Annotated in this window: 18 protein-coding genes; 5 read left to right on the top strand and 13 right to left on the bottom strand. The window is 63.3% G+C overall.

Going from position 1 to position 18,099, the window contains the following annotated elements:
- The first annotated feature begins 48 nt into the window (after window positions 1-48).
- Window positions 49-441 carry a helix-turn-helix domain-containing protein gene (locus tag AC4PR2_RS08640; protein WP_087763471.1) on the top strand — a complete coding sequence of 131 codons (393 nt, stop codon included), beginning with the start codon at window positions 49-51 and terminating at the stop codon, window positions 439-441.
- On the opposite strand, the gene clcB is transcribed toward AC4PR2_RS08640, so the two are convergent.
- The 5 genes from clcB to AC4PR2_RS08615 all read right to left on the bottom strand — a co-directional run bounded on the left by clcB (window position 438) and on the right by AC4PR2_RS08615 (window position 5,301).
- Window positions 438-1,739, bottom strand: coding sequence for a voltage-gated ClC-type chloride channel ClcB (gene clcB, locus AC4PR2_RS08635; protein WP_038873948.1), 1,302 nt, complete (start codon window positions 1,737-1,739; stop codon window positions 438-440). The genes AC4PR2_RS08640 and clcB overlap by 4 nt on opposite strands.
- A gap of 125 nt (window positions 1,740-1,864) precedes the next feature.
- Window positions 1,865-3,004, bottom strand: a complete 1,140-nt coding sequence (gene osmV, locus AC4PR2_RS08630; protein ID WP_047727625.1) for an osmoprotectant ABC transporter ATP-binding protein OsmV — start codon at window positions 3,002-3,004, stop codon at window positions 1,865-1,867.
- Window positions 3,001-3,651, bottom strand: coding sequence for an osmoprotectant ABC transporter permease OsmW (gene osmW, locus AC4PR2_RS08625; protein WP_049199194.1), 651 nt, complete (start codon window positions 3,649-3,651; stop codon window positions 3,001-3,003). The genes osmV and osmW overlap by 4 nt, the downstream gene beginning before the upstream one ends.
- Before the next feature lie 11 nt (window positions 3,652-3,662).
- Entirely contained in the window at window positions 3,663-4,520 is an 858-nt protein-coding gene (locus AC4PR2_RS08620; protein ID WP_204275976.1) for a glycine betaine ABC transporter substrate-binding protein, read from the bottom strand.
- A gap of 64 nt (window positions 4,521-4,584) precedes the next feature.
- Entirely contained in the window at window positions 4,585-5,301 is a 717-nt protein-coding gene (locus tag AC4PR2_RS08615; RefSeq protein ID WP_004938551.1) for an ABC transporter permease, read from the bottom strand.
- A 509-nt stretch (window positions 5,302-5,810) separates the two neighbouring features.
- On the opposite strand from AC4PR2_RS08615, the gene AC4PR2_RS08610 reads away from it, so the two are divergent.
- A complete protein-coding gene (locus AC4PR2_RS08610; protein WP_055312384.1) occupies window positions 5,811-7,298 on the top strand; it encodes an MDR family MFS transporter in 1,488 nt (495 codons plus the stop codon).
- 50 nt (window positions 7,299-7,348) lie between these two features.
- Here the strand turns inward: AC4PR2_RS08610 and AC4PR2_RS08605 are convergent, their stop codons facing one another.
- Together AC4PR2_RS08605 and AC4PR2_RS08600 are read right to left on the bottom strand one after the other, a co-directional pair.
- Window positions 7,349-7,648, bottom strand: a complete 300-nt coding sequence (locus AC4PR2_RS08605) for a DUF1161 domain-containing protein (RefSeq protein WP_049199199.1) — start codon at window positions 7,646-7,648, stop codon at window positions 7,349-7,351.
- A gap of 89 nt (window positions 7,649-7,737) precedes the next feature.
- On the bottom strand, window positions 7,738-8,106 hold the full coding sequence (locus tag AC4PR2_RS08600; protein ID WP_038873959.1) for a DUF1283 family protein: 369 nt from the start codon (window positions 8,104-8,106) through the stop codon (window positions 7,738-7,740).
- Between the two features lie 148 nt (window positions 8,107-8,254).
- Here AC4PR2_RS08600 and AC4PR2_RS08595 point away from each other — a divergent pair, with 148 nt between their 5' ends.
- Window positions 8,255-8,581, top strand: coding sequence for a YnfA family protein (locus AC4PR2_RS08595; protein ID WP_025302721.1), 327 nt, complete (start codon window positions 8,255-8,257; stop codon window positions 8,579-8,581).
- 36 nt (window positions 8,582-8,617) lie between these two features.
- Here AC4PR2_RS08595 and ydfG read toward each other — a convergent pair whose 3' ends face one another.
- From ydfG to fecI, 5 genes are all read right to left on the bottom strand, one after another.
- On the bottom strand, window positions 8,618-9,367 hold the full coding sequence (ydfG, locus tag AC4PR2_RS08590; RefSeq protein WP_016927858.1) for a bifunctional NADP-dependent 3-hydroxy acid dehydrogenase/3-hydroxypropionate dehydrogenase YdfG: 750 nt from the start codon (window positions 9,365-9,367) through the stop codon (window positions 8,618-8,620).
- A gap of 125 nt (window positions 9,368-9,492) precedes the next feature.
- Window positions 9,493-10,014 carry a GNAT family N-acetyltransferase gene (locus AC4PR2_RS08585; protein ID WP_141959119.1) on the bottom strand — a complete coding sequence of 174 codons (522 nt, stop codon included), beginning with the start codon at window positions 10,012-10,014 and terminating at the stop codon, window positions 9,493-9,495.
- 199 nt (window positions 10,015-10,213) lie between these two features.
- Window positions 10,214-12,565, bottom strand: coding sequence for a TonB-dependent Fe(3+) dicitrate receptor FecA (gene fecA / locus AC4PR2_RS08580; protein WP_492175027.1), 2,352 nt, complete (start codon window positions 12,563-12,565; stop codon window positions 10,214-10,216).
- 115 nt (window positions 12,566-12,680) lie between these two features.
- Window positions 12,681-13,637 (bottom strand): ferric citrate uptake sigma factor regulator FecR, encoded by a 957-nt coding sequence (gene fecR, locus AC4PR2_RS08575; protein ID WP_060419088.1) that lies wholly within the window; start codon window positions 13,635-13,637, stop codon window positions 12,681-12,683.
- Window positions 13,634-14,158, bottom strand: coding sequence for a ferric citrate uptake sigma factor FecI (fecI, locus tag AC4PR2_RS08570; RefSeq protein WP_102984742.1), 525 nt, complete (start codon window positions 14,156-14,158; stop codon window positions 13,634-13,636). The genes fecR and fecI overlap by 4 nt, the downstream gene beginning before the upstream one ends.
- Before the next feature lie 429 nt (window positions 14,159-14,587).
- Between fecI and guaD the strand changes: the two genes are divergently transcribed.
- Entirely contained in the window at window positions 14,588-15,904 is a 1,317-nt protein-coding gene (gene guaD / locus AC4PR2_RS08565) for a guanine deaminase (RefSeq protein ID WP_087763465.1), read from the top strand.
- Here the strand turns inward: guaD and AC4PR2_RS08560 are convergent.
- A complete protein-coding gene (locus AC4PR2_RS08560; RefSeq protein ID WP_492175026.1) occupies window positions 15,889-17,052 on the bottom strand; it encodes an MFS transporter in 1,164 nt (387 codons plus the stop codon). The genes guaD and AC4PR2_RS08560 overlap by 16 nt on opposite strands.
- Before the next feature lie 103 nt (window positions 17,053-17,155).
- On the opposite strand from AC4PR2_RS08560, the gene AC4PR2_RS08555 reads away from it, so the two are divergent.
- The gene (locus AC4PR2_RS08555; RefSeq protein ID WP_060440012.1) at window positions 17,156-18,070 is read left to right on the top strand and encodes a LysR family transcriptional regulator; all 915 of its coding nucleotides are present in this window, start codon (window positions 17,156-17,158) and stop codon (window positions 18,068-18,070) included.
- The last annotated feature ends 29 nt before the right edge of the window (window positions 18,071-18,099 follow it).

Raw genomic sequence — 18,099 nt, 5'->3', positions numbered from 1 at the left:
ACGTGATAATGTGCGCACAGTGTGCAACTTAAAGTCGGCTTCAAGTCAATGGCAAAAGAACTGGATATCGGCGCGGTGGCGCGCCTGAGCGGGATCGCGCCTTCCGCGCTGCGGCATTACGAGAAGAAAGGGCTGATCGCGTCGATAGGCCGCCACGGTTTGCGTCGCCAATACGCCGCCGGCGTGCTTGACCAACTGCGGCTGATCGCGCTGGCGCGCCTGGCCGGTTTTACGCTGGACGAGATGAGCGCCTTGTTTGACGAACGGGGCAAGATAGCGCTCGATCGCGGGCTGCTGGCTGCACGAGCGGATGAGCTGGATAGCCATATCCAGCGCCTGGTGCAGGTGCGCGACGGGTTGCGCCACCTGGTTGATTGCCCTGAGCCCGAGCACCTGCAGTGCCCGCAGTTCAGGAAAATCCTGCAGCAGGGCGAGTTCTAAGCCTCGCGTTTGGGCGGCGGCGCCGAATGATACACCGACACCGGCCGCAGGCCGCGCGACACGGTGGTGGCGATCACGCACGAGAGCAGAATGCCGGGCAGCAGCGCGTATTCGCCGGTCATTTCAAATACCATCAGCGCCGCCATGATCGGCGCATGGGTGGTGGCGGCCAGCAGGGTAGCCATGCCGGTCAGCGCCAGCAGCAACGGCACCGCCGTATCCATGCCCGGCCACAGGCCAAACAGCTGACCGATGATCGAACCGAGCGCGGCGCCGACGAACAGCGTCGGGGTGAAGACCCCGCCCGGCGCGCCCGACCCGCTGCTGGCAAGGATCGCCAACAGTTTGCACACCAGGATCGCCCCCAGCAGCAGCACCCCCGGCGGCGCGATCAGCAGCGCCTGCACCACGCTGTAACCGTTGCCCCATACCTGCGGGAACAGCAGCGAAAGCAGCCCGACGATCAGGCCGCCCAGCGCCAGCTGCAACGGCGGCTTCAACCGCAGCGAGCGGAAGGCATGGCCGGTGGCGGTCATCAGCCATAAAAACAGCGGCCCGCCGGCGCCGGCCACCACGCCGACCAGCGCCATCAGCAGGTATTGCGTCGGCAAGGGAGCCGCGAGCGGCGTCACCAGATAGAGCGGCGCCTGGCCGCCGTTGAGCAGGTTGGTCATCAGCAGAGCGCTGACCGCGGCGATCACCACCGGGCCGAGCGAGGCCAGCATCAGGGTGCCGAACAGGATCTCGGCGATAAACAGGCTGCCCGCCAGCGGCGCATGATAGGCGCTGGCCATCCCGGCGGCGGCGGCGCAGGCCACCCACAGTTTCCACTCTTTCTCGTGCGTAAAGCGCTGAGCGAACAGCGAGCCCACCAGCGCCGCCAGCAGGATCATCGCGCCTTCGCGGCCGATGGCGCTGCCGCTCGACACCACCAGCAGCGACGCCAGGCACTTCACCAGGCTGGCGCCGGTGTCCAGCTTGCCGTTGCCGGTCTCGATCGCTTCCATATAGTCGGTGGGCGCCGCCGGGCGCTGGTGGCGGTAGCGCTGGTGAATATACAGCAGCAGGCCTGCCGCCAGGCCGCCCAGCGCCGGAGTGAGGGCGCGCCGCCAGCCGGGCAGCGCGGCGGCGGCGGCCACCAGGCTGCCGTCGGCATTGCCGAGCAGCAGCCACTCGAGGCCAATCATCGAACGGTGGAACAGCCACACCGCCAGAGCGGCGGCGACGCCGATGAACACGGCGATAAACAGGCTGCGCAACAGGGCGCGATAGTGGTGCAGGTGGACCAATCTTTTCATGCGTGGGCGGCGTCGTGAGAGAAATCAAAGGGTCATCAGCGCATTGTGCTTGGCGCTCCGGCCGATGACCAGTGAATCTTTAGCAAACTGCGGCGTGGGCGGGGCGGTGAGCGCCCCTGAGTGAGTTATTGCGGCGTCAGCACCCGGCGCGTGCGGCCGGAGCTGAGGTAGTCGGCGATGTAATCCTGCGAGATTTCGCCGCTGTAGCGGCCGTCTTCATCGACGATCGGCATCCAGGAGGTGTTGTGCTCGTACAGTTTCGACAGCACCACGCGCAGGTTCTCCTCCGCACGCGCGGTGACGCGGAAACGGTGCAGACTGTCGGCGCAGACGCCCGGTGCGCCGCGCGCTTCACGGCGTTTGACGTACCCCAGCGGCTTGCCGTCGGCGTCCACCACCGTCACCGAGCGGGCGTCGATATCGTCCATCAGCCCGAACGCTTCCACTAGCGGCGTCTCCCGCCGCACCGTCACCGTTTCCTGCCGATCGGCTACGTCGCCGGCCTGCACCAGCAGCAGGCGCTTCAGCGTGCGGTCCTGGCCGACAAAGGAGGCGACGAACTCGTTCGCCGGCCGCGCCAGCAGCTCATCGGCGCTGGCGTTCTGTACGATTTTGCCCTGGCGGAACACCGCGATGCGATCGCCGAGCTTCAGCGCTTCATCGATGTCGTGGCTCACCAGCATCACGGTCTTTTTCAGCTGGCGCTGCATGTCGAGAAACTCGTTCTGGATGGTTTCGCGGTTGATCGGGTCCACCGCGCCGAAGGGTTCATCCATCAGCAGCACCGGCGGATCGGCCGCCAGCGCTCGGATCACGCCGATGCGCTGCTGCTGCCCGCCGGACATCTCTTTCGGGTAGCGGTGCAAAAAGCGCTTGGGATCCAGCGCCACCATGCTCATCAGCTCCTCGGCGCGATCGTGGCAGCGTTTTTTGTCCCAGCCCAGCATGCGCGGCACCACGGTGATGTTCTCTTCGATGGTCATGTTGGGGAACAGACCGATCTGCTGGATGACGTAGCCGATTTTGCGGCGCAGGCTGACGGTATCCAGCGCGCTGGTATCTTCGCCGTTGATCAGGATGGTGCCGCCGGTGGGTTCGATCAGGCGGTTGATCATCTTCAGCGTGGTGGTTTTGCCGCAGCCGGAAGGGCCGAGCAGCACGCAGATTTCGCCTTCCGGCACGTCCAGATTGATGTTGTCGACGGCGTTGAACGGCGTGCCGTTCTTCTGCATGAACTGTTTGGTCAGATTTTCCAATTTAATCATGAGCGGATCCCCTTGGGCGTAAGCGCAATTTGCAAGCGGTGCAATAACCAATCGAGGACGATCGCCAGCAGGCTGATCATCACGGCGCCGGTAATCAACTGGCGGATGTCGCTGCTGCTGATGCCGTTGAGCAGCAGCAGGCCGAGGCCGCCGGCGCCGATCACTGCGGCGATCGCCATCACGCCGATATTCATCACCACGGCGGTACGAATGCCGCCGAAAATCACCGGCAGCGCCACCGGGATCTCTACCCAGCGCAGGCGTTGCCAGAACGTCATGCCGATGCCGCGGCCGGCTTCGCGCAGCCCACCGGGCAGATTGTCGAGCGCGGTGTGGGTGTTGCGCACGATCGGCAGCAGCGAATAAAGGAACACCGCGGTGATCGCCGGCACGTAGCCGATGCCGTGGCCGATTAAGGAAAACAGCGGGATCATCAGCCCGAACAGGGCGATGGAGGGCACGGTCAGCACCAGCGTGGCCAGGCTCAGCACCGGCGTCGCCAGCCATTTGTGGCGGACGATCAGCACGCCGAGCGGTACGCCGATCAGGATCGCCAGGCCGACGGCGACGCCGACCAGCAGCAGGTGCTCCAGCGTCAATCCGGCGATATAGGCCCAGTTTTGCCAGGCGTAAAGTACAGTATTCATCACATGCCTCCCTAAATCAGGCCGCGCTGCTTGAGGAACGCGTCGGCGACCTGTTGCGGCGTCTGGTAGTCGATATCCACCCTGGCGTTAAGCTCGGTGATCACCTGATTGTTGAACTGTTTCGACAGCGTGTTCAGCGCCGCTTCCAGCCCCGGCGTGTTTTGCAACACGTCGGCACGCACCACCGGCGTGACCGCATAGCTCGGGAAATAGCCCTTGTCGTCTTCGAGCACCTGCAGATCGAAGCCTTTCACCCGGCCGTCGGTGGTGTACACCAGCCCGGCATCGACGAAGCCGTCGCGGATGGCGTTGTAAACCAGGCCGGGGTCCATTTGGCGGATTTGCGGGCGATCGAGCGGCATGTCGTACAGCGCCTGCATCGGCTTCAGGCCGTCCGAGCGGCCGGCAAACTCCAGATCCAGCCCCAGTAGCCAGTTGTGTTTTGGGTCGGTTTTACGCACCTGTTCCACTTTGGCCACCAACTGCGACATGGTGCGAATCTGCTCTTTTTCCGCGCGCTGGCGCTGCATGGCGAAGGCGTAGGTGTTGTTCATGTCCGCCGGCTGCAGCCACACCAGGCCGAGTTTGGCGTCGAGCTTTTTCACCGTGTCGTAAGTTTCCTGCGGCGTCATGCGCTTATTGATGTGGTTAAAGATGATTAGCGAGGTGCCGGTGTATTCCCAGGTCATGTCGATCTGTTTGTTGATCATGGCGTTGCGGGTGATCACCGTGGCCAGATTGGTCTTGGGTTCGACCTGAAAACCTTTGGCCCGCAGGTATTGCACGGTGATCGCCGACAGAATGCGCTGTTCGGTAAAGTTCTTGCTCGCCAGCGTGAGCGGGGCGGCCCAGGCGGCCGCGCCGGTCATCAGCAAAGAGAACAGCAGCGCGTGGCGGAGGCGTTGTAACCATCGAGTCATCGCGTTTCTCCCATCAGGATGCGGTGTGCGGGCTGAGCCGGCGGCCGAGACCGGCCAGCGCCAGATCCAGCAGCAGGGCGATCAGCGCGGTGGCGGCGGCGCCGAGGATCAGCGTCGGGAAGTCGTTCAGGTAGATGCCGGGGAAGATCAGCTCGCCGTAGCTGCTGGCGCCGATCAAAAACGCCAGCGGCGCGGTGCCGACGTTGATCGCCATCGCGATGCGCACCCCGGCGAAGATCACCGGCAGCGCGTTGGGCAGTTCGACCTGGCGCAGCCGCTGCCCGGCGGTCATGCCAATACCGTTGGCGGCCTCGACCAGCGCCGGCGGCACCGAACGCAGGCCGGCATAGGTATTGCGCACGATGGGCAGCAGCGAGGCGAGGAACAGCGCCACCACCGCCGGCCGGTCGCCGATGCCGATAATCACCATCGCCAGCGCCAGCACCGCCAGCGGCGGCAGGGTGTTGCCGACGTTAAAGATCTGCATCACGTGCTCCGCCCAGCGGCGGGCGAAGGGGCGGCTCAGCAGGATGCCGCTGGGAATGCCGACCAGCAGCGACAGCAGCATGGAACACACCACCAGGAACATGTGCTGCTGGCCGAGGTAAATCAAATCTTCCCGGCGCGACTTAAGGGTTTCCCAACCGATGCCGTAAACCAGCAGCGCGATGACGGCGATAAACAGCAGGCTCCCGAGGAGCAGGCGCCGGTATGGCGCTGACTTGTGCATGATGTTGCGTCCTCCGTTGCGCGGAGCGGCCGACGAGACGGCGCATTCCGCTCTGATTGTTACCCACTGCCCGGCGGGCGTGGCGGTACAAAACGGGCGTTTCGCATGAGGTTAGCGACATTGAGCGAAGGGTGTGTTCGGCATAGCGTGCTGAACGGTGGCTCAATACGTGAGTTAATCAGTATAAGATACTGATATTTAAACTAGAGAAAGCACGAAGCCCAATGACCCCGGCTAGGGAAGGTATAGCACCCTGTCGTTGGCCATGCCAAGTTTTATGAACAAAATCAGTTGATTGAGATTACGCGGATCGGCGCCTCAGCCCGCGTCAGCGCTGGGATGCGCGGAAAGTGAAAAAAATCCGCAGCAAAACGTTACGCCGTAACAATAGGTCCAAATGGTGCGATTCGCCGCCGGCAAAGACAGGATGTGAGGGCGGATAGACTTGGCGCAGGCGCTTGCTGATATACTCAGGGAAAATAAAAACGCCAGGAAACCTGCATAACGCCATGACAAATAACGTTTCACCCGCACCCATCGCCCACCGCCCATTGATTCTGATCGCCTGCATGCTGGCGATGTTCATGTCGGCGATCGAAGCCACCATCGTCGCCACTGCCATGCCGACCATCATCGGCGATCTCGGCGGCTTCTCGCTGCTGGGGTGGGTGTTCGCGGTCTATTTGCTGGCGCAGGCGATCACCATTCCCATCTACGGCCGCTTGGCGGATCTCTACGGCCGCAAGCGGGTGTTCTTCTTCGGCGCTACGCTGTTCCTGCTGGGATCGGTGCTGTGCGGCTTCGCCCCCGACATGTATTGGCTGATCGGCTTCCGTCTGCTGCAAGGGTTGGGCGCCGGCGCCATCATGCCGATCGCCTCCACCATCATCGGCGATATTTACAGCGCCACCGAGCGGCCGAAGGTGATGGGCTACCTGTCGAGCGTGTGGGGCGTGTCGGCGATCATCGGCCCGCTGCTGGGCGCGTTTATCGTCCAGCATCTGCCGTGGGCGCTGGTGTTCTGGGTCAACCTGCCGATCGGCCTGCTGGCGATGTTCTTCCTCTGGCGCTATCTGCCTGCGCATCAGCAGCTGCGGCGGCACGCGCTGGATCTGGCGGGCACCGCCTGGCTGACGCTGTTCGTTTCGGCGCTGCTGCTGGCGCTGTTGCAGATGGAAAGCCTGGGATGGTGGGTGGCGCCGTTGCTCGCGCTGGCGGCGGCTTCGCTGGCTTTGCTTGTCCGCCAGGAGCGGCGCGCGGTCGAACCGCTGTTCCCACTGGCGCTGTGGCAAAGCCGGGTGATCGTTGCCGGTAACATCGGCGGGCTGGTGATCGGCGCGGCGATGATGGGCATCAGCGCCTTCCTGCCGACTTTCATTCAGGGCGTAATGGGCGGCTCGCCGCTGGAGGCGGGCACCACGCTGGCGCTGATGTCGATCGGTTGGCCGCTGGCCAGCACGCTGAGCGGCCGTTTGATGCTGATGACCTCGTATCGCGCGACGGCGCTGCTGGGGGCGCTGCTGTTGGTGGCGGGCGGCCTGATCCTGCTGATGCTGCAGCCGAACGGCGGCCTGCTGTGGGGCCGGGTGGCGGCGTTTATGGTCGGCGCCGGCATGGGGCTGTGCAACACCACGTTTTTAGTGTCGGTGCAGAACGCGGCGCATTACAGCATTCGCGGCATCGCCACCGCCTGTACGGTATTTACCCGCATGGTGGGGTCGGCCATCGGCACCGCCATTCTGGGCGCCACGCTGAACCTCAACCTGCAGTGGCGCTTGCCGGAAATCGACGATCCGGTGCAGCGGCTGATGGAGCCGGCGGTGCGGCAGAGCATGGGGAGCGAAGCGCTGGCGCAGCTTATCCAGCAGGTGGCGGCTTCGCTGCATTGGGTGTTCCTGGTGTCGGCGCTGGTGTCGTTGCTGGCGCTGGCGGCAGCCATGCTGATCCCGGCGCGTTGTCGACCGCAGGGCGAAGAGGAAGAGGCGGAACAGGCTTAAGGGAAAAGTAAAGGGCGCGGCTGTTGCGCGCCCTGGGTAGCCGAAGCGGCTTACTGCGTGTTGGAGGTGTCCTGGCTGGTGCCGGTCTGCGCCGCGTCACCGCGATCGTCGCCGTTGTTCAGGCGGGTATAGACGATCTTCTGGGTGTCGTTTTCGCAGTGGCCGACCACTTGGCCGCCGGCTTGATCGGCCTGATCGTTAGGCACGATCTCCAGTTTGAAGCCGGACTCCGGAACGCCGTTATTGATGATTTTTTGCGAAATGTCCGCTTTCACGCTTTCGCAGGAGGCCAGGGCCGCCAACGGCGCGCCGGCCAGCAATACAGCGGTTAATATCAGCGTTTTTTTCATCACGTCATCCTTTTAGACAATGGACTTCCTGTAACAGGATAGCAGTAACGGCGGCCGGGTTTCACGCTTGCCCGCCCGCCGCAGGCGGATTAAGGAATAATCCGACGCCCGGTCTGGCGATCCAGGCATTTACGGGTGTCCGGCTCCCAGTACGCGTTGACGTTGTTGCTGTCGTTGCAGCGGTCTTCGTCATCCGCCGCGCGATCGGCCTTGTCGAACTCTTTCTCGACGCGAGTGTTAACCTTGTGGCGCAGGGTTTTGGTATCATTCCACTGCTCTTTGCTCTGGCGCGCTTCTTCGGTGCTCATCGCGCCGCTGCCTTTGCCATCGACGGTGACGCAGGTGCTGCCCTGAGTGCAGGTGGCGGCCAGCGCCGGCGCCTGCCAGGCGCCCATGACGGCCAGCATGGCGACCGGCAGCATCCCGCGTAGCAGTCGTTGGGTCGAAAATGTTTTCATCGTTTCATCCTTATGAGTGAGTGCGCCTGATGATGGCGACACTGGCGTTACCTCGCCCGCAGGCGTGGTGACAAATATACCACTGCGTTCCTGGAATTCACCAGCCAAGCGCCGATTCGTTTAATTTACCGAGAGAAAACTGCGACCGATGTTAAAAACCACGCTGTTGTTTTTCGCCACTGCGCTCGCCGAAATTATCGGCTGTTTCCTGCCTTATCTCTGGCTCAAGAAGCAGGGCAGCGCCTGGCTATTGCTGCCGGCGGCATTGAGCCTGATGCTGTTTGTCTGGCTGTTGACGCTGCATCCGGCGGCCAGCGGGCGGGTTTACGCCGCCTACGGCGGCGTGTATGTAGCGACGGCGCTGCTGTGGCTGCGGGTGGTGGACGGGGTGAAGCTGTCCGCGCTGGACTGGGTGGGCGCCGGGGTGGCGCTGGTGGGCATGCTGATCATCGTTTCCGGCTGGCGTGCGGCCTGAGGAAACAGGGCGGGAGTCGCCTCCCGCCGATGGAGATCAGGCGCCGCGGTGGATGTTCAGCCCGGCGAAGGACTGGCTGACCGGCATCATTTCCAGCGTGTTGATGTTGACGCGCGCCGGCAGCGTTGCGACCCAGAACACCGACTCGGCGATGTCTTCCGGCGTCAGCGCATCGGCGCCTTCGTAGGTTTTGTTGACCTTGCCGTCATCGCCCTTGAAGCGCACGTTGGAGAATTCGGTGCCGCCCACCAGGCCTGGCTCGATATCGGTCACGCGGATGCGCGTGCCGTGCAGATCGGCGCGCAGGCCCAGGCTAAACTGTTTGACGAACGCCTTGGTGGCGCCGTACACGTTGCCGCCGGCGTAAGGCCAGTTGGCGGCGGTGGAGCCGATGTTGATCACATGGCCGACGTTGCGCTCGACCATGGCCGGCAGCAGCGCGCGCGTCATGTTCACCAGCCCTTTGGCGTTGGTGTCGATCATGGTTTCCCAGTCATCGGCGTTGGCTTTGTGCGCCGGCTCCAGCCCCAGCGCCAGCCCGGCGTTGTTCACCAGCACGTCGATCTGGCGCAGCTCGGCCGGCAGTGCTTCGATCGCCTGCTGAATGGCGGCGCGGTTGCGCACGTCGAGCCGCACGATGTGCAGGGCTTGGCCGAGTTCTTCCTGCAGCTCTTCGAGACGCTCAAGGCGGCGCCCGGCGGCGATCACCTGGTGGCCTTCACGGATAAAACGGCGCGCAATGGCCTCGCCGAAACCGGAGGTGGCGCCGGTAACAAAAATAATCATGTTGCTGTTCCTCAACTGTTTTTACCCTACATGTCTCTATCATTAGCACAAACCTGCAGGCAGTGGCAGCGGTTATCACGGCGGAAAGCAAAAAAGGTCACACCGGGCCGGCGGCCCGATGCTGATTAGCGCTGAGGCGGCAGGTGGTATACCACGGCGTCGTACTTGACGCGTTCGCAGCGGCCGGCCAGCACGCCGCCCAGCGACTCGACGAGGCGGCGGCTGGCGGTATTCTGTTCGGCCACCGGGTAGAGAAAGTGCGGCGGCTGGAAGCGTTCGCTGGCCCAACGCGCGATACCTTGCACTATTTCGCGGCCGTAGCCCTGGCCGTGCAGGCCCTCTTTCACCCAGATGCCCAGCTCCGGGGTGTGGCTGCGCAGGTTGTGCGCGCCGCCGACGCCGACGAACTGTCGGTCTTCGCGCCGGCGGGCGACGAAGATCACTTCTTCGCCTTCGCGCATCAGCGGCAGCCAGCCTTGCCAGACGTTGGCGAAATCTTCCGGCGACGCCTCCGGCTCAAAGGCCATAAAGCGTGTCAGAGTGGGGGTGATCGCCTGGTAAACATCGTCGGCGTCTGCTGCGGTAAAGGGGGCAATCAACAAACGGTCGGTGTCCACGCGGCACTGAGAAAGGTCATTATGATTCATCTTATTTTCCCTCGCTTTTCAGGCCAGAACGGCAAAAAATCCGCGCCTATAAATTAGGGCGGATCGTCGATATTACGCGCATTGGCGGCAGAAGCGACTTATTTTTCGTCGCTTGGGCAAGATGGAAAGAACGGGTTTGGTGACAATGTCACGCTATAAGTGAGGCGGCGAGCGCGATAGGTGCGCCCGCCGCCGGGGGTCAGAACTTCACCGAGCCTTGCAGATAGATCGTGCGCGGCTGGCCGACGTACAGACCTTTGTTATTGTCGTCATAGGCGCGGGTGAAATACTCGTGGTTGAACAGGTTTTTCACGCCGACGCCCAGATTCAGACCGGCCATTTCCGGGCCGAAATCATAGGCGGCGCGCACGCCCCACAGCATATAGCCGGGAATGCGGCCGGTGCTGCCGTCGGCGCTTTCCGCCACGGTGTTGGCGTTGTCGGCGAACTGGCTGGATTGGAACTCGCCGTTAAGGTTAAACGCCCAGTTGCCCGGCGTGTAGTCCAGCCCCAGCGTGCCTTTATGCTTCGGCGAGAACGGCACCTGATTGCCCTTGTAGCCGCCGTCTTCACGGATGGTGGCGTTGACGTAGGCGTAGCTGGCGTAGGCGGTCAGGTCGTCCAGTTTCGGCGTCAGCTGCGACAGATCGTAACGCAGGCTGCCTTCCAGCCCGGCGTGGCGGGTTTTGCCGCGCGCGGTCACGCTGTCGGTCACCTGGTTGGAGTCGTACTGGTTGTTGAAGTTGATCAGGAACAGCCCGATCTCACCGGTCAGCGCATCGCCGGCGTAGCGGGTGCCCAGCTCCCAGGTGCGCGCCTTCTCGGGTTCAATCTTGCCGCTGTCGACCGCTTTGCCCATCTGGCTGTACTGTACGGTGCCGAAGGAGCCTTCGGTGTTGGCGTACAGGTTCCAGTATTCGTTCAGGTGATACATCACGTTCAACGCCGGCAGCGGCGCGTTATAGCTAACGTCGAGGCGGTTGTTCTTGATGTAGTTGTTCGGATACGACTTGATGTACTCGTAGCGCATGCCCGGCGTAATGGTCCAGTCGCCGATATCGATGCGATCGTCGATATAGAAGGCGTGCGCCTCGGTGCCGGACTGGGTGTCGCGATCGTACGGGCTGGCGGTGGACGGCAGCCGGCCGGTGCTGGCCTTGCTGGTGTAGCGCAGCTCGTGGGTGGATTCGCTGACGTAGCGGTAGCCGACGCCCACTTCATGGGCCGAATCGCCCCAGCGGAAGCTCTGGCTGTAGCGCGGTTCCACGCCGCGCACCCAGTATTCGCGCGGCGACAGCGTCAGGTTTTTGCCCTGATCGAGATAGCCGCTGCGCAGGGTGTAGGTGTAGAAGCTCTGCACGTCGAACTTGTGCTGCTGATCCGGCTGATACTGGTAGCCGAAGTTCGCCAGCTGGCGCCGGCCCCAGAACTTGTCGTACGGGCGCGTCGACTGGAACGGGTTGGCGTTGTAGTCCGCCCGGCTCAGGCCGCCCGGCATGTCCGCTTCGCCTTCGTAGTATTGCAGCAGGCTGTTGAAGGTGTGCACTTCGTTCGGGGCGTAACGGCTTTTCAGCATCACATCGTCAATTTTGGTCGCGCTGTGTTCGCGCCAGTCGCTGCCGCGGGTGCCGGAGTAGAGCAGCGCCGCGCCGAGGCCGTTGTCGGCGGTGCCGCCGATCATCAGGTTACCGGTGCCTTTCGGGTGATCCTGGCGCGAGGTTGGGCTGAGCTGCCCCTGCATGCCGGCCTCCATGCCGAAGGTTTTCGGGATGGCACGGGTGACGAAGTTGACGACGCCGCCGACGCTCTGTGGCCCGTAACGCACCGCGCCGCCGCCGCGCACCACGTCAATCGCATCCATATTGCCGAGCGAGACCGGCGCCAGCGACAGCTGCGGCTGGCCGTAAGGGGCGAAGGGCACCGGGATGCCGTCCATCAACACGGTGGAGCGGCTGGCGAGGCGTGGGTTGAGGCCGCGAATGCCGAAGTTCAGCGCCATGTCATGGCTGCCGGTGCCGTTGTTCTCAGGTGCCACCACGCCCGGCACGCGGTTCAACGCTTCGCGCACGGTGGTGGTGCCGGTTTTGGCGAATTCTTCGCGGCGCACCACGTCGCGCGCGCCGGGATGTTCGAACACGTCTACCTGACGGCCTTCCGCCAGCCAGTCACCGACCACGGTGATGTCTTCTTCCTTCTGCGGCTGCGGCAGTTTGGCCAGCGTGTAACCGTGGTTGCCGAGCGCTTTAGCCTGCAGGCCGCTGCCGGCCAGCAGGGCGTTCAGGCCGTCATCGACGCCGTAGCTGCCGCTCAGGCCCGGCGAACGCTTACCGGCGGTCAGCGTGCCGTCCACCGAGAGCGCGATGCCGGCGCGCGCGGCGAACGCGTTCAGCGCGCCGTCCAGCTCACCGGCCGGAATGTGATAGGTTGCAGCGGCGCTGGCGGCGCTCGCCGTCAGCGGTGCGGCGAAGGCCAGGCCAATGGCCACGGCCAGCGGCGTGGCCCGTTTTCCCCAAAGCGAAGCCGGCGCTCCCTTTCCCCAAGCGTTGTTCATACCTTCTCCTGAATCATTTTTTATTTATTGCTGCAGTGTTTTCCTGGGAGTCGGATGAGCAAAGCAAAAGGGACAATCAAGAATGCGATTTTTTATCATTTTCATTTAAAAAGATTCAGGCGGGGACGATTTTCAGCCAATAGCGGGTAAAGCTCTGCAGGCGCACCGGCAGGGTCTGGCTGAGCAGGGCAAGGGCGCGATCGGTATCGTTGAGCGGGAAACTGCCGCTGACGCGCAGGCCGGCGACGGCCGGATCGCAGCTCAGATGGCCGCGCCGGTAGCGCGCCAGTTCGGCGATCACCCGGTCCAGCCGCCACTGGCTGACGCTCAGCACGCCGCGCAGCCAGCCGTCCTCCGCCGCAGCCGGTTGTTTGTCGCTGAAGGCCGCGGCGCTGAAGCTTATCTGTTCTCCGGCTTCCACCCGGCGAGTTTGCCGCGCGTCCTGCGCCAGCTGCGCTTCGACCGCATGCTCCAGCACCGTCAGGCGCGTCTCGCCGCCGTTCTCACGCACCAAAAAGCGGGTGCCGAGCGCGCGCATCGCTCCCTGCGGGCTTTGCACCCACAGCGGCCGGGGGTCGCGTCCGGTCACCAGGCTGATTTCCCCGGCGTGCAAGCGGATCAGCCGTTGGCGATCGTCGTAATGCACGTCCACCGCGCTGGCGGTGTTCAGCACCAGCTGGGTACCGTCGCTTAACACTATGGGTTTGATCTCGCCGGTGGCGGTGCGGTAGTCGGCGCGCAGCTCCCGGCCGAGCGGCGACTGGTAAAGGAAGCCGCCGCCGCCCACGCCGAGCAACAGCAGCAGGCTCTTCAGCAGGGTGCGGCGATCGATCGCCGATTGGCGGCCGGCGCGATCGAGCGCACGGTAGCTGAACTTGCCCGGTACGCCCTGCAGCTGGCTCTGCAACGCTTCGACGCGCTGCCAGGCCCAGCGGTGATCGTCATGCTGCTGATGCCAGGCTTGCCACTGTTGGCGCTGGCGGTCGGTGACGTGTTCATCGCACAGCAGGGCATACCAGTGTGCGGCCATCTTCAGCGCCTGGCGCTGCTCGGGGGTGATGGCGTTGCTCATGAGAAAACGTCGTTTTCCAGGCTGAACAGCAGGCAATGCTCGGTGGCCTTGGCCATGTATTTTTTAACCGAGCTGACCGACACGCCGAGGCGCACGGCGATGTCCGCATAGCCCAGGCCTTCGAGCTGCGACAGCAGGAAGGCCTGTTTCACCTTCGGCCCCAGGCCGTCGAGCATGGCGTCTATCTCCTGCAGGCTTTCCAGCAGGCTCTGGCGCTGCTCCGGCGACGGGGCATAGCCGTCCGGGATCAGCGCCAGCATCTCCAGATAGGCGCGCTCCAGCGTTCTGCGGCGAAACAGATCGACCATCACCCGCTTGGCGACGGTGACCAGAAAATCTTTCGGCTCGCGCAGGGTCGCCGCGGCGTCGCTTTTCAGCAGGCGCATGAAGGTGTCCTGCGCCACATCGTCCGCGTCGAAAGCGCAGCCCAGCCGCCTGCGCAGCCATCCCTGCAACCAGGCATGGTGGGTGGCGTAAAGGCGCGACAGCGCGGCGTGCGGGGCAGAAGCGGTGGCGGACATGGTTTTCGCATTGCTGGTCAAAAAGATGCGCGGATGATAATTGAGAATGGTTATCGTTTCAAGTTTGTCGGGTGGCCTGCGGAATGGGGCAGACCGTTTTGCATCGCGTTAAAATAACCGCAGCGGCCGCGAAATTATCCGCTTGCCCGGTAAAGGTGCAGCGGCGCGGCGTTATTCCGGCAAGCAAACGGTTGCTATTGGTCTACCGTTGAAGATCGCCGCGCGTTTTATTCTTTTTCATCGGTTGGCTTTCTTTGATTAAATTAATATGTCTCTGTTTTTAAATGTAAATGTATCTTATGGCCGCCTATTGGCACACGGCTTGCTATGCTTAATCCGGTCTTTGAGTTTGGGTAATAAAAGGCATTGTTTCATCAGCGAAGATTATTACGCGGGTGAGCTTGGCCGGTCGTCACAAGGAAGAAAATAATGGCACTGCAATTCACCACGGCTATTCGTGGCAATTTTTTTGATATCACCGCCTGCGTGGAGGAACCGCAACAGCTCGACGAACGCCTGCGGCACATTCCCGACGGTTTGTTGCTGCTCAACGAGGGCACCATCGTCTGGTTCGGCAGCTGGCAGCAGGGTGAGGCGCTGTTGCCGCCGGGTTTCGCGGTCACGGAGTATCGCGACAAACCGATCGTGCCGGGCTTTATCGACACCCATATCCACTACCCACAAACCGAAATGATCGGCGCCTATGGCGACCAGTTGCTGGGGTGGTTAAACAATTACACCTTCCCGACCGAAAGCCGTTACGGCTGCGAACAGCACGCCGACGAGATGTCGGCCTTCTTTCTGCGGGAGTTGCTGAGCAACGGCACCACCACCGCGCTGGTGTTCGGCAGCGTGCACCCGCAGTCGGTCGATGCGCTGTTCACCCAGGCGCAAGCGCTGAATATGCGCCTGATCGCCGGTAAGGTGATGATGGATCGCCATGCGCCGGAGGCGCTGCTGGAAACGCCGGAGCAAAGTTATCGCCAGACGCGTGAGCTGATCGAGCGCTGGCACGGCAAAGGCCGCCTCGGTTACGCCATTACGCCGCGCTTTGCGCCCACCAGTACGCCGGCGTTGCTGGCGCAGGTGCAGCGGCTGCGCGAAGAATTCCCCGACGTTTGGCTGCAGACGCACCTGAGCGAGAATCCGCAGGAAGTGGCCTGGGTAAAATCGCTGTTCCCGCAGAGCCAAAGCTATCTGGACGTTTACCATCGCTACGGCATGACCGGCGGCAAAAGCGTGTTCGCCCACTGCCTGCACCTGGAGGAGCAGGAGTGGGACTGCCTGTGCGAGACCCGCTCGGCGATCGCGTTTTGCCCCACCTCCAACCTGTTCCTCGGCAGCGGGCTGTTCGACCTGCAGCAGGCCTGGCGCAAGCGGGTGAAGCTCGGCATCGGCACCGACGTGGGGGCCGGCACCACCTTCAATATGCTGCGCACGTTGGGCGAGGCATACAAGGTCGGCCAGCTGCAGCATTACCGGCTCTCCGCCGTAGAAGCGTTCTATCACGCCACCCTGGGCGGCGCCCGCGCGCTGGCGCTGGACGACAAAATCGGCAACTTCAACGTCGGCAAAGAGGCGGATTTCGTGGTGCTCGATCCGGCGATCACGCCGCTGCAGCAGTTGCGCTACGCCAACAGCGCCACGTCGGCGGAACAAGGGTTCGTGCTGATGACCCTGGGGGACGATCGCAATATTTATCGCACCTATGTGGACGGCAAGGTGGTTTATCAGGCGCCGCGCTGACGCAGCCGCGCCTGCAGCCAAACGCTGAGCGGCGCGACGGCGACCGCGCTCAGCGCGCACAGCCATAACAGGCGTTGCAGGCTAAGCGGGGTGAGGCCGCTGCTCAGCAACGCGGAGGAGAGCAAGAAGGCCGCCGTGGCGCTCAGGTGTATCAGGGCGGTTTGCAGTACGCCAAAGGCGGCGCGCTGCCGAGCGTCCGGCCAGCGCAGGCTCAGGGAAGAGATCGCCACCAGCCGCGCATAGGCCGCCGCGAGAAACGCGACCATGAACAGCTCGCCGCGATCGCCACCGCGCGCCGCCAGCCACAGGCTGCCCAGCAGCAACAGCGTGGCGCCCACCGTCAGCGTCACGGTGCCAAAGCGTTGCAGCCAGCGGCCCGCCAGTACGGTCGCCAGATAGCCGGCCATGCCGCCGATGAGAAACAGCCAGGGCAAATGCGCGTCTGCCACCTGTAGCCGCTGGGTGAGCAGCGGCGCCAGCACCGGGATCAGCAGCATCGGGCTGAACTGCGTCAGGCCGGCGGCGGCGGCGAACAGCAGCAACCGGCGATCGAGCGCGACGGGCGCGGTAGCCCGTGGCTGCGGCGCATCCCTGGGAACGAACAGCGCGACCAAGACGGCCGCCAGCAGACACAGCCCGCCGATAGTCACCAGCGCGGCGCGCCAGCTCGCCACTTCGCACAGGTACAGCATGCCCGGCATGCCGACAATGCTCACCAACGAAAAGGACGCGATCACCGTCGCCAACATTCTGCCGTGCAGCGCGGCCGGTGCGGCGTTGAGCAGCAGGCCGATCCCGACACCCATCGTGGTGCCGCCCAACAGCCCGGCCAACAGCCGCAGTGCCAGCAGCCAGTAAAACTGCTGGGTTGTGGCGATCAATAAGGTGGTCACGCCCAGCAGCGTGACGTTGAGCAGCAGAAAGCGCCGCTTCTCAACGCCGCCGATCCAGAAAAATGCGCCGATGCCGGAAATCACCGCCGCCAGCGTATAGGCCGCGCTGACATAGCCGGCGAAGCTGACGGGCACGGAAAAATCGGCGGCCATGTAGAGGAATATCGGGTTGAATACCATGTATTCCAGGGCATTGGTGAACTGAATAAAGGCGATGACTAGCGCTATCGCCGTCAGCTTTCTCGCGGGTGTCATAAGCATCCATGGGTTGCAGAATCAGGCCGGCAGTGTAGCGTTTGGCGTTGGTCGGGATTAGATGGTAGAAATGGCATGGTTTGTTATCAAATTAGGGATAATTATGCGCGCCAAATTGGATTTAAACCTGCTACGCATTTTCGTGACGGTGGTGGAGCAAGGCAGCTTCGTCGGGGCGGCGCGGGCGCTGGCGATGCCGACCTCCAACGTCAGCCGCTATATCTCTCAGCTGGAGCGCCAGCTCGAGCAGCGATTGCTCGAACGCAGCACCCGTTCGATGCGGCTGACGCCGAACGGCCAGCTATTGCATGAACGCACCCAGCCGCTGCTGGCGTCGCTGGAACACACCGCGCAAACCCTCAGCGAGCGGCAGCAACAGCTGCGCGGGCCGCTGCGCCTGTGCGTGCCCAATGAAGTGGGGCCATACCTGTTGGGCGAGCCGCTGGCGGCGTTCGCCGTGCAGCATCCGCAGATCGAAATCAGCTGCGTGACCAACCTGGCGGGCATGGCGTCACTGCTCGATGATGTCGATCTGGCGGTGATGATCAGCCGGGGCATGCTGGACGACAGCGACTATGTCGCGCAGCCGCTGGCGTCTTTCCCCTGCATCGTGGTGGCCGCTCCGGCGTTGCTGGCGCAGTGGCCGCCGTCGTCGGCGATTGAACAATTCACGCAATTGCCCTGCATCAGCACGGTGGATGCGCTGAAGGGGATGCCGTGGCAGTTCGTCCGCCCGGACGGAACCTTCGTTACCGTCCCGGTCAATACGCGCTATCGCGTCAACAGCGGGGAGATGGCGCTAAAGGCGGCCTTGGCCGGCGTGGGGTTCGCCATGCTTTCCGAACTCGGCTGCCGGCCGTTTCTGGCCGACGGCCGTTTGGTTGAGGTGCCGCTGGCACTGCCGCCGGCGCCGTTGCAGCTGTATGCCGTTTACCCCGGTCGCCGCTATCTGCCGGCCAAAACGCGCGCGTTGCTGACGTTCCTGATACAGCAGGTTGGCGAGGCGGCTAACTTCTAATCACTTGTTTTTGCTCAAACTGCCAACTG

The organism is Serratia sp. A07, from assembly GCF_058725505.1.
This window is presented reverse-complemented; position numbering and strand designations above follow the sequence as displayed.